Raw genomic sequence first — 11,785 nt, 5'->3', positions numbered from 1 at the left:
GATCCCCGGCGGTGGCGGTGGCTAGAGGCCGCTCAGGGCGGGGAGCAGTTCCTTCTCCGACCAGTCGAAGAACGCGTCCTGGTGCTCGTGGCCGATCTGAACCAGGGCGACGTGGGTGAAACCGGCATCGGTGTAGGCGCGTACCGCCTCCACCACGGCGTCCATGTCAGAGCCGCACGGCACCTTCGCCGCGACGTCCTCGGGCCGCACGGTCTCGGCGGCGGCGGCGAAGTTGACGGGCCCGGGAAGCTCGGCCATGACCTTCCACCCGGCCACCGACCAGCGCCACAGCCGGTGCGCCCGCTCCTTGGCGGCCTCCGCGTCGGGGTCGTAGCAGATGGCGAGCTGGCCGTAGACGGGCTTGCCCGTGCCGCCCTCCCCGGAGAACAGGCGCACCAGTTCCGAGTCGGGGTCGGTCGCGACCAGCGCGTCGCCGTGCTCGGCGGCGATCTTCCCAGACTGGCCGCCGGAGGCGGCGATCGCCAGCGGGACGGGCCGGTCCGGCAGGTCGAACAGCTTGGCCGAGTCGACGTCGAAGAACTCGCCGCGGTAGGTGACGTACCCGCCCTCGAACAGCTCCCTGATGATCTGCACGGCCTCGCGGAACATCCCGTGCCGGGTGTCGGCCGAAGGCCAGCCCTGGCCTGTCACGTGCTCGTTGAGGTTCTCCCCGGCGCCCAGTCCCAGCGTGAAACGGCCCTCGCTCAGCACGCCCATGGTCGCCGCCTTCTGCGCCACCACCGCCGGGTGGTAGCGCATGATCGGGCAGGTCACGTACGTCATCAGGGGCAGACTCTGAGTGGCCTGCGCCGCCGCGCCGAGCACCGACCAGGCGTACGGGGAGTGGCCCATCTCCTCCAGCCACGGGAAGTAGTGGTCGGAGATGACCGCGTAGTCGAAGCCGACCTGCTCGGCGGTGGTGACGTCCTTGACCAGCTGCCTGGCGGGCGTCTGCTCGCACATCATCGTGTAACCGATCTTTGCCATACCCCGCCCCTTACCCGGCTCTCCGGAAGCATCGCCAGAGGAGCCGAAAATCTCGCGGTCCTTTACGAGCCGTCGTCCTTTACGAGCCGTCGTGCTTTACGAGCCGTCGTGCTTTACGAGCCGCGGTGCCCTACGAATCGCCCGCCTGCGACGAGACCCCCGCCCTGGACGCCACGTCCGCCTTCCGTGAGGCGTCCGTCTCCGGCGGTTCCCCGCCCGGGCCGTGGGGGTGTTCGGGGGCGGCGTGGGCGAGCGGGATCTCCGGGCCGCGGATCAGGTCCAGCTGGACGGTCTGGCGGGGCGCCACGAGGTCCAGCAACCAGCTTCCCGCGATGCGCGCCCGGTTGCGGGGGATGGCCAGCAGGTGGTAACCCCGGGTGACCGCCTTGGCCACCACACCGGACAGCGGCACGCCCAGCGGGTTCGCGGCGGCGCCGGTCCCGCCGAGGTCGACGACGAACCCCAGGTCGTGGTGCCTGTAGGGCTGGAGCTCTCCGTGACCGTAGGAGGCGGCGATGTTGCGGGCGGCGCGCTTGCCCTGGCGGGTGGCGTGCTGGGCGGTCATCGCCGTGTACTCACCCGGCCGGGTGAGGTCGGGAACCGCGGCCGCGTCGCCGCAGGCGAAGATCTCCGGGTGGCCGGGCACCCTCAGGTACTCGTCGACGAGCAGGCACCCCTTCTCGGTCGGCAGCCCCAGGGACTCCACCATCGGGTCGGGGCGCACCCCGACGCACCAGATCAGGGATCTGGTCGCCACGAACTCCCCGTCGGAGAGCTCGACCCCCTCCGCCGTCGCCTCGGCCACGCTCGTCCCGGTGCGGATCTCCATGCCTCGTTCGGACAGCGTCCGGTGCGCGATCCGGGACAGGCGCTCGTCCAGCTCGGGGAGGATGCGCGGGGCGATGTCGGCGAGGATCCAGCGCACCGGCTGGTCGCGCAGCCTCGGCCGCCGGCCGCGGATGTCGCGGGTGAGCAGCTGGCCCTGCGCCGCCACCTCGGTCCCGGTGTACCCGGCCCCCACGACCACGAACGTGCACCTGGCCCTGCGCTCCTTGGGGTCGTCGGACGCGTCGGCGAGCTCGACCTGGCGGATCAGGTGATCGCGCAGGTAGAGGGCCTCGGCGATGCTGCGGAAGCCGTGGGCGTACTCGGCGACGCCGGGTACGGGCAGCAGCTTGTTGACGCTGCCGACCGCGATCACCAGGCGGTCGTAGCCCAGCTCGCGGTGGTTGCCCTCGGTGTCGGTGCACTTCACGCGGCGCGCCTCGACGTCGACGGTGTCCACCGTGGCGAGCAGGTGCCGCACCCCGGGATGGTCGCCCGCCAGCGAGACCGCCACCTTGCGCGGATCGAGGATGCCCGCCGCGACCTCCGGCAGCAGCGGCAGGTAGAGGAAGTAGTCGGTCGGGTTGATCAGGACGATCTCGACCGCGCCCTTCGCGATCCGGGAAAGGGTGCGGACCGCGGTGAAACCCGCGAACCCTCCTCCGATCACGACGACTCGTTGTCGCTGGACCATGACGTCGCTCCTTTCCGTACTCCGTTTCCAGCGGCGTGCCCTGTCTGCCCCCGGGTCAAGCGCGACGGGCCGTCCCATGTTGCCCGGACGGCGCGTACGGCGCGTGATGCCGACCGGCGGGGCTGGGGTTGCCAGAAGGCGGATAAGAAGGATTAACCGCCAGGTCATCGCGCGGGCAAGATGGCGGCGCGGGCGAGTGGGAGCCGCTTTCCCTGGGGATGGCCGGGGGAAGGCGGTGGGAATCGGATGCCGCGCCGGTTCGGGAACGGCCCGGTTCGTGGACGGGCCGACCCTGCGGCCGGGCCGCTTCGTGGCCGGGCCGCCTCCGGGGACGTCCGGTTCGCGGACGGGCCGGTTCGCGGGAACGGGCCGGTTCGGGGGCGAGCCGGTTCGAAGGGGGTGGGTCGTGACGACCTTCGAACAGTCGCGCGAGGAGCCGCTGACCTCACCGCTGGCACCGCGCGGGAAGGCACCGGGCTCGATCGTCGTACGCTGGCTCACGAGCACGGACCACAAGGTCATCGGCTACATGTACCTGATAACGTCGTTCGTCTTCTTCCTGTTCGCCGGGCTGATGGCCATGGTCATCCGGGCGGAGCTCGCCCATCCCGGAATGCAGGTGGTGAGCCAGGCGCAGTACAACCAGATGTTCACCATGCACGGCACCCTCATGCTGCTGCTGTTCGCCACCCCGCTGTTCGCCGGGTTCGCCAACGTGGTCATGCCGCTGCAGATCGGGGCGCCCGACGTGGCCTTCCCCCGGCTCAACATGGTGAGCTTCTGGCTCTTCCTGTTTGGCGGTCTCATCGCGAGCTTCGGTTTTTTCACCGACGGGGGCGCGGCCGACTTCGGCTGGACGGGGTACGCGCCGCTCTCCCGCGCCACCTTCTCCCCGCAGCTCGGCGGCGACCTGTGGATCGCGGGCCTGACGATGTCCGGTCTGGGGACGATCCTGGGCTCGGTGAACTTCATCACCACGATCATCTGCATGCGGGCCCCCGGGATGACGATGTTCCGCATGCCGATCTTCACCTGGAACACGCTGCTGACCGGCGTGCTCGTGCTGATGGCCTTCCCGGTGCTGGCCGCCGCGCTGCTCGCCCTGCTGGCCGACCGCCGGTTGGGCACCCACATCTACGACCCGCAGACCGGCGGGCCGATCCTGTGGCAGCACCTGTTCTGGTTCTTCGGCCATCCGGAGGTCTACGTCATCGCGCTGCCGTTCTTCGGCATCATCACCGAGGTCATCCCGGTCTTCAGCCGCAAGCCGATCTTCGGCTACATCGGCCTGGTCGGCGCGACCATCGCCATCGCGGGCCTGTCGATGACGGTGTGGGCGCACCACATGTTCGCCACCGGCCAGGTGCTGCTGCCGTTCTTCTCCTTCATGTCCTTCCTGATCGCGATCCCGACCGGGGTGAAGTTCTTCAACTGGACCGGCACCATGTGGCGCGGGCACATAGTGCTCGCCACACCGATGCTGTTCGCCGTGGGGTTCCTGGTCACCTTCCTGCTCGGCGGGCTGACCGGCGTCATCCTGGCCTCCCCGCCGCTGGACTTCCACGTGACCGACTCCTACTTCGTGGTCGCGCACTTCCACTACGTGGTCTTCGGCACCGTGGTGTTCGCGATGTTCGCGGGCTTCTACTTCTGGTGGCCGAAGATGACCGGCAAGATGCTGCACGAGGGGCTGGGCAAGCTGCACTTCTGGACGCTGTTCATCGGTTTCCACACCACCTTCCTCGTCCAGCACCTGCTGGGCGCGCAGGGCATGCCGCGCCGCTACGCCGACTACAGCGCGCTCGACGGCTTCACCGGGCTCAACCTGCTCTCCTCGGTCGGCGCGTTCCTGCTGGGCGCCTCCACGCTGCCGTTCATCTACAACCTCTGGCGCACCGCCCGCCGCGCTCCGCGCGTGACGGTGGACGACCCGTGGGGCTTCGGCAACTCGCTGGAGTGGGCCACCTCCTGCCCGCCGCCCCGGCACAACTTCACCTCGATCCCGGCCATCCGCTCGGAGCGACCGGCCTTCGACCTGCACCACCCGAGGGTGGCGATGCAGCCGCGCCAGCTCGACCCGGCGGCCAAGCTCAAGGAGGAGATCTGACCGCCCGTGCCGCACCGGCGCGGCCGGACACTCCCGGCGGCGGCGCGGTCGACCTCCCGCCCCCGCCTTCACGGCGTGGGCACCGGCAACTAGTGTCAAGCAACATGATGTCAGCGGTACCCCCGGCGGTGGCGCGGACGGCCCGGAGCGAAGTCAGCGCCTTCTTCGAAGGCGGCACCGATATCCGGCGCTAAATGTTTACTCCTTGCGGATTTATATTTTTATCTGACAGTCTTTTGTCGTGATTATGAAGGATCTCCTTTCGGGCTCGCGATCTGCCAGTAGGGAGGCCGTCATGAGAACGGTTCCCGCGCCTCTCCGGCGGGAGGTCTAGGGATGGACCTGCTCGCGCGGGGGGACGCGCGGGACGGGATCACGCCCCGGCCCGACGGCATCCGCGAGCTGCCGCTCTCGTACGGCCAGGAGCGCATGTGGTTCCTCGACCGGCTGGAACGGGCCGGAGGCGGCGGCGCCCACAACGTCTTCATCGCCGAACGGCTCCGGGGACCGCTCGACCCGGACGCCCTGGAGCGGGCGCTCGCCGAGATCGTGGCGAGGCACGAGATCCTGCGGACCCGCTTTCCGAGCAGGGACGGCGCTCCCGTCCAGGTCGTCGACGGGCCGCACCTGGCCGGTGACCGGCCGTACCTGAGGTTGCTGGACCTGTCGGATCTTCCCGAGGCGGAACGTGAGGCGCGGACCGCGCGGCTCGTCCGGGAGCAGATCGAGCGGCGGTTCGACCTGGCGGGCGAGCCGCCGCTCCGGGCGGGCCTGTTGCGCCTGTCCGAGCGGGAGCACGGGATCTACGTCGTGTTCCACCACATCGCCGTGGACGGCTGGTCGGTCGGCGTGTTCGCGCGCGAGCTGGCCACGCTGTACGGGGTGTTCCTGGCCGGTGAGCGGCCGTCGTGGGAGCCGCTGCCGATCCAGTACGCGGACTTCGCGCTGTGGCAGCGCGAGCGTCCGGACGACCTGGCGGACGAGCGACTCGGCCACTGGCGGCGAAGGCTGGCCGACCCGCCGACGCTGGAGCTCCCGACGGACCGGCCGCGTCCCCCGGTCCGGTCCTCCGAGGGCGGCTGTGCCCTGCTCCGGCTCCCCGCCGAGCTGGCCGACGGCGTCGACGGGCTCGCCCGGCGCACCCGCACCACGCCGTTCATGGTGCTGCTTGCCGTGTACCTGGTCCTGCTGTCGCGCCGCTCCGGCCAGGAGGACATCTGCGTCGGCACGCCGATCGCCGGACGGGACAGGGACGAGCTGGAGCCGCTCATCGGGCTCTTCCTCAACACGCTGGTGATCCGCGGGGACCTGTCGGGCGACCCGACCTTCGGGGAGCTGCTCGTCAGGGTCCGCCGCGCGGCCCTGCAGGCGTACACCAACGCGGCCCTGCCCTTCGACCGGCTGGTGAGCGAGCTGAACGTCCCCAGGGACCTCAGCCGCACGCCCCTCTTCCAGGCCCAGCTCGTCCTGCACGACTATCAGGACACCGCCCTCACCCTGCCCGGCGTCACCGCCGAGGCGCTCGACCTGGGCGACGCGCGGTCGGCGAAGTTCGACCTGTCGCTGGAGTTCGGGCGGCGGGACGGCGACCTCGAACTCTCCCTGGTCTACAGCACCGCCCTGTTCGACCACGGCACGGCCGAGCGCATGGCGGAGCACGTCGCGGCCATGCTGCGCAGGGCCGTAGAGGACCCCGGCGCGCGACTGTCGGAGCTGGGCCTTCCCCCGGAGGCCGAACGCGAGCTGACCCTCACCGCGTGGAACGACACCGCCGCCCCGCGCCCGGAGGCCACCCTCCACGACCTGGTCACGGGCGAGCCCGGGACGGTCGCGGCCACGTGCGGGGGGCGGAGCCTGACGTACGCGGAACTGGAGACGAGCGTCAACCGGCTGGCCAACCGGCTGCGGCGCGAGGGCGTGCGGCCCGGCGCCGTCGTGGCCGTGTGCGCCACCCGCTCGCTGGAGACGCTGGTCGCGCTGCTGGCCGTGATGAGGGCGGGCGGCGCCTACCTGCCCCTCGACCCGGACTACCCCGCCGAGCGCCTCGCCTTCGTCCTGCGCGACTCGGGCGCGGAACTTCTCCTCACCGAGGAGCGCGTGCGCGGACGGCTTCCCGAGGACGCCGGGAACGGCGGGAACGGCGGGAGCGGCGGGAGCGGCGGGAACGGCGGGAACACGGCCCGGGTCCTGTTCATCGAGGACCCCCTGGCGTTCGCCGATGAACCCGGCACGCCCCCCGCGCCGCTCGCGGCGCCGGACGACCTCGCGTACGTGATCTACACGTCGGGCTCGACGGGCCGCCCCAAGGGGGTCGCGATCGAGCACCGCGCCGTGGTCAACCTGCTGCTGGCCATGCGGGACCTGCTCGGCGCCGGCCCCGGCCACGTCTGGCTGGCGCTCACCTCCCTGTCGTTCGACATCTCCGTGCTGGAGTTCTTCCTCCCGCTGGTCAGCGGCGGCCGGGTGGTCGTCGCGGGCGGTGCGGAGGCGTCGGACGCGCTCGCGCTGGTGAGGCTCGCCGCCGCGCACGGCGTGACGCACGTCCAGGCCACGCCGTCGGGCTGGCGGGCGCTCCTCGACGCGGGATTCGACGGGCCGGGGGTGACAGCCCTGGCCGGGGGCGAGGCGCTGCCGCCCGCCCTCGCCCGCGCGCTGCGAGGGCGCGTGCGAGCGATGTGGAACGTGTACGGGCCCACCGAGACGACGATCTGGTCCACCTACGAGCAGGTGCCCGCCGAGCCCGGGACGGTGGCGATCGGCAGGCCGCTGGCCAACACCCGTGTTCACGTGCTCGACGAGAGGCTCGACCCGGTACCCGTCGGGGTGGTCGGCGAGCTGTTCATCGCGGGGACGGGTCTGGCACGGGGCTACCTGAAGCGGCCGGGCCTGACCGCGGAGCGCTTCCTGCCCGACCCGTTCGGCCCGCCGGGGTCGCGTCTGTATCGAACCGGCGACCGGGTGAGATGGCTGGCGGACGGGCGGCTGGAGTTCCTCGGCCGGGCCGACGGCCAGGTGAAGCTGCGGGGCCACCGTATCGAGCTGGGCGAGGTCGAGGCCGTCCTGGAGACCCACCCCGAGGTCTCCCGCGCGGTCGCCGCGATCGTCGACGACACCCTGGTGGCGTACGTGGTCGGGGTCTCACCCGTCGCCGGAGAGGACCGTGCCGCAGAAGGCGGAACAGGAATCCAGGCCGAAACCGAAGCCGAAGCCGGAACAGGAACCCAGGCCGAAACCGGAGCGGGAACCGGAACGGGGACCGGAGGCGCGGTCGGAGGCGCGGCCGGAGGCGTCGCGGTCACCGGTGAGGTAGACCTCGCGAGGCTCCGGGAGCACGTCGCGCGGTCGCTGCCAGCGATCATGGTGCCCGCGGTCGTGGTGCCGCTGCCCGCGCTGCCCCTCACCCCGAACGGCAAGGTCGACCGCAAGGCGCTCCCCGCGCCCGGCAGGCCGTCCGCCGGGCACGGCCGCCCGCCGGAGACCCCCCTGGAACGGCGGGTGGCCGGGATCTTCGCCGAGGTGCTGGGCGTGGCCGCCGACCGGCTCGGCGCCGACGACGACTTCTTCGGCCTGGGCGGGCACTCGCTGCTCGCGGTCAAGGTCACCGCGCGGATCGCGGCGCTGCTCGACGTGGAGGTTCCCGTCAGGGAGCTGTTCGGCCGGCCGACGATCGCCGGGTTCGCCGAGGCCGTCGGCAGCGCCGTGCCCAGCCCCGCGGACGACCACGACGGTCGTGCCGTCCCGTTGCGTCCGCGCCCCGACGGCGCGCCGCTCACGCTCTCGCCCGCGCAGGAGCGGCTCTGGCTCCTGCACCGGCTGGATCCGGACGACGCGGCGTACAACATGTTCAACGTCTGGCGCCTGCGCGGCGATCTCGACACCGCCGCGCTGGAACACGCTCTCCGGGACCTGGCGGCGCGGCACGAGACCCTGCGCACCCGCTACCCGGAGGTGGACGGCGGGCCGGTCGCGATCACCGACCCCGCGACCGGTCCGCTGATCGAGCGCATCGACCTCTCCGGCGGGAAACCGGCGGGCGGCATGCCCCCCGGCGGGGAACCGGCGGGCGGCGGGCGGGGAGAGCGGCTCGCGGGCGGCGCCGGCCACGGAACCGCCGGAGGAGAGGACGGCGAGGGACTCGCCGGGAGGGAGCGGGAGGCGCGGCGGCTGGTCGCGGAGCGGACCAACGCCCCCTTCGACCTCACGGGCCCGCCCCCGTTCCGGGTCAGCCTGCTGCGCCTGGCAGAGCACGACCACGTGCTCTGCCTCGTCCTCCACCACATCGCGGGCGACGGCTGGTCGCTCAACGTCCTGGCCGACGACCTGGCCGCCCTGTACGCCGCGCACCGGAACGGGACGGAACCCGGTCTCCCCGAGCCGCCGGTGACGTACGGGGACATCGCGTACTGGCAGCGGAGCCGCGACGACGGGGCGGCGTTCGGCTACTGGCGCGAGCGGCTCGCCGACCCTCCCGTGCTGGAGCTGCCGCTCGACCACCCCCGCCCGCCGATCTCCTCCCACACCGGGGGGTTCCACTCCTTCCGCCTGCCCGCCGATCTCGCCGCGCGGCTGGAGGAGGTGGCCCAGGAGCGCGGGGCGACCCTCTTCATGGTGCTGCTCGCCGCGTACCAGGTGCTGCTGGCCCGCCACACCGGCCAGGACGACATCATGGTCGGCTCCTCCTACGCGGGGCGGGACCGCGTCGAGCTGGAGCCGGTCGTCGGCTATCTCGCCGGCACCCTGGTCCTGCGGGGTGACCTGTCGGGAGACCCCTCCTTCACCGACCTCGTGGACCGTACGCGGACGATCGTGCTGGAGGCGATGGCGCACCAGGAGGTGCCGCTCGAGAGGCTCGCGACGGAGCTGGAGGTGGAGCGCGGCCTGAGCCGTACGCCGCTCTTCCGGACCATGGCCATCCTGCACAGCCAGGACGACGGCACCAGGGACTCCCTCGCCGACCTGGACCTGGAGTTCTTCGACGCCGGATACCGGCAGGCCAAGTTCGACCTGATGCTGGAGATGTGGCGGGACGACGACGGGCTCTTCCTGGTGCTCGGCTACGACGCCGAGCTGTTCGAGGCCGAGACCGCCGCCCGCCTCGCGGGCCGGTTCGGCGTCCTGTGCCGCGCGATCGCCGCCGACCCCCGCCGGGCCCTCTCCGCGCTGCCGCTGCGCACCGACGAGGACGACGCCCGGCTGCGCGTCCACGAGGAGGCGACGGCCCTCCTCCCGGGTCCCCTCGTGCCGGACCTCGTCCGGGAGGCGACCGCCCTGCACGCGGACGCGACCGCGGTGGGCTGCGGCGACGAGACGCTGACCTACGCGGGCCTGGAGCGCCGCGTCGCCGCGCTGGCCGCGCTGCTCCGGCGCCGCGGCGTCGTACGGGAGACGGTCGTCGCGGTCCTGGCGGACCGGTCGATCGACGTCGTCGCAGCGATGCTCGCCGTGTGGCGTGCCGGTGGCGCCTACCTGCCCGTCGACCCCGAACTCCCGGAGGAACGGGTGGGGACGCTCCTGTCCGGCAGCGGAGCCGCCCTCCTGGTGACGGCCCGCCGTCCCGGCGGCCCGCCGCCGGGGGACGTCCCGGTGCTGGTCCTGGACGACCTGGAGCCCGAGATGCCCGAGGAGACCGCGCATCGCGTCGACGGGGACGACGCCGCGTACGTCATCTACACCTCGGGGTCCACCGGGCAGCCCAAGGGCGTGGTGGTGGAGCACCGGGCCCTGGCCGACCGGGTGGCCTGGATGAGGGAGGCGTACGGGCTGGGGCCGGGAGACCGGGTGGTCCAGTTCGCCGCGTTCGGCTTCGACGCGCACGCCGAGGAGATCTACCCCGCGCTGGCCTCGGGAGCGGCCCTCGAACTCCTGCCGGGCGGCGCGGTCACCCTTCCCGAGGTGCTCGCCGAACCCCGGGGGCGCGAGGTGACCGTGCTGGACCTGCCGACCGCCTACTGGCACCGGCTGGTCGACCAGATCGACGACGTGGCCTGGCCGGAACGGCTGCGGCTGGTCATTCTCGGTGGCGAGCAGGTGCACGCCGGAGCCGTGGCCCGCTGGCGGGAGCGGTTCGGCGACCGGGTCCGGCTGGTCAACACCTACGGGCCCACCGAGGCCACGATCATCGCCACCGCGGCCGATCTCGGCTCCGCCGACACCGAGGGACGCCCGCCGATCGGGCGGCCGATCGGCGGCACCCGGGCGGTCGTCGTCGACCCACGCGACCCACGCGACCCACGCGACCCACGCGACCCACGCGACCCACGCGACCCACGCGACCCACGCGACCACCGTGTACCGCCCGGCGCCTCCGGAGCGCCTGCGCGCCGCACGCCGCCCGAGCTTCCGCACCGCGCGCCGCCCGGCGCTCCGGGAGGGACTCTCCGCCGGGTGCCGCCCGGCGCCCCGGGGGAACTGCTCCTCGGCGGCGCGGGGCTCGCCAGGGGATACCTCGGCCGTCCGGACCTGACCGCCGGGCGTTTCCTCGACGACCCGGAGGCGGGGCGGCTCTACCGCACCGGAGACCTGGTCCGGTGGCGCGCGGACGGCCTGCTGGAGTTCCTGGGCCGCGTCGACGACCAGATGAAGGTCCGCGGGTTCAGGATCGAGCCCGCCGAGATCGAGGGACGCCTCCTCGCCCACCCCGGCGTGCGGCAGGCGGCGGTGACCGCCCGCGAGGACAGGCTGGTCGCCTACGTCGCGGGCCCCGCCGACCCGGCGGAGCTCCGGCGCGACCTCGCCGCGGCGCTCCCGCCGTACATGGTTCCCGACGTCTGGGTGAGCCTGGACGAGCTGCCGGTGACCACCGGAGGGAAGATCGACCGTCGCGCGCTGCCCGCGCCCGGCTTCGACCTCGACGAGGACCGGCCCTTCGTGGAGCCGAGGAACGACGCGGAGATCCTCGTGGCGGGCGTCTGGCAGGAGGTGCTGGGTGTCGGCAAGATCGGCGCGCTCGACGACTTCTTCGCGCTGGGCGGCCACTCCCTGCTCGCCGTGCGGGTCGGCTCCCGCCTGCGTACGGCCGCCGGGATCGACGTTCCCGTCCGCGAGCTCTTCAGGAACCGCACGGTGGCCGATCTCGCGGTCGTGGTGGAGCGGATCCTGATGGAGGAGCTGTCCGCGCTTACGGACGAGGAGGTCGCCCGGATGCTCGGCACGGACGGTTCCTGAACACGCTC

The 11,785-nt window shown here is 72.5% G+C and carries 4 protein-coding genes; 2 read left to right on the top strand and 2 right to left on the bottom strand.

The window, feature by feature from the left end:
* Positions 1-21: 21 nt before the first annotated feature.
* Positions 22-987, bottom strand: coding sequence for a TIGR03557 family F420-dependent LLM class oxidoreductase (locus ACTOQ2_RS06715; RefSeq protein ID WP_440098827.1), 966 nt, complete (start codon positions 985-987; stop codon positions 22-24).
* 130 nt (positions 988-1,117) lie between these two features.
* A complete protein-coding gene (locus ACTOQ2_RS06710; RefSeq protein ID WP_440098826.1) occupies positions 1,118-2,506 on the bottom strand; it encodes an NAD(P)/FAD-dependent oxidoreductase in 1,389 nt (462 codons plus the stop codon).
* 439 nt (positions 2,507-2,945) lie between these two features.
* Between ACTOQ2_RS06710 and ctaD the strand changes: the two genes are divergently transcribed.
* Both ctaD and ACTOQ2_RS06700 read left to right on the top strand, forming a co-directional pair.
* On the top strand, positions 2,946-4,613 hold the full coding sequence (gene ctaD / locus ACTOQ2_RS06705) for an aa3-type cytochrome oxidase subunit I (RefSeq protein ID WP_440099078.1): 1,668 nt from the start codon (positions 2,946-2,948) through the stop codon (positions 4,611-4,613).
* 336 nt (positions 4,614-4,949) lie between these two features.
* Entirely contained in the window at positions 4,950-11,777 is a 6,828-nt protein-coding gene (locus tag ACTOQ2_RS06700; protein ID WP_440098825.1) for an amino acid adenylation domain-containing protein, read from the top strand.
* The last annotated feature ends 8 nt before the right edge of the window (positions 11,778-11,785 follow it).

The sequence above is a fragment of the Streptosporangium sp. H16 genome (assembly GCF_051918855.1).
Taxonomy (GTDB): domain Bacteria; phylum Actinomycetota; class Actinomycetes; order Streptosporangiales; family Streptosporangiaceae; genus Streptosporangium.
The sequence above is the reverse complement of the archived record's forward strand: the minus strand, read 5'-3'. Positions and strand labels throughout refer to the sequence as shown.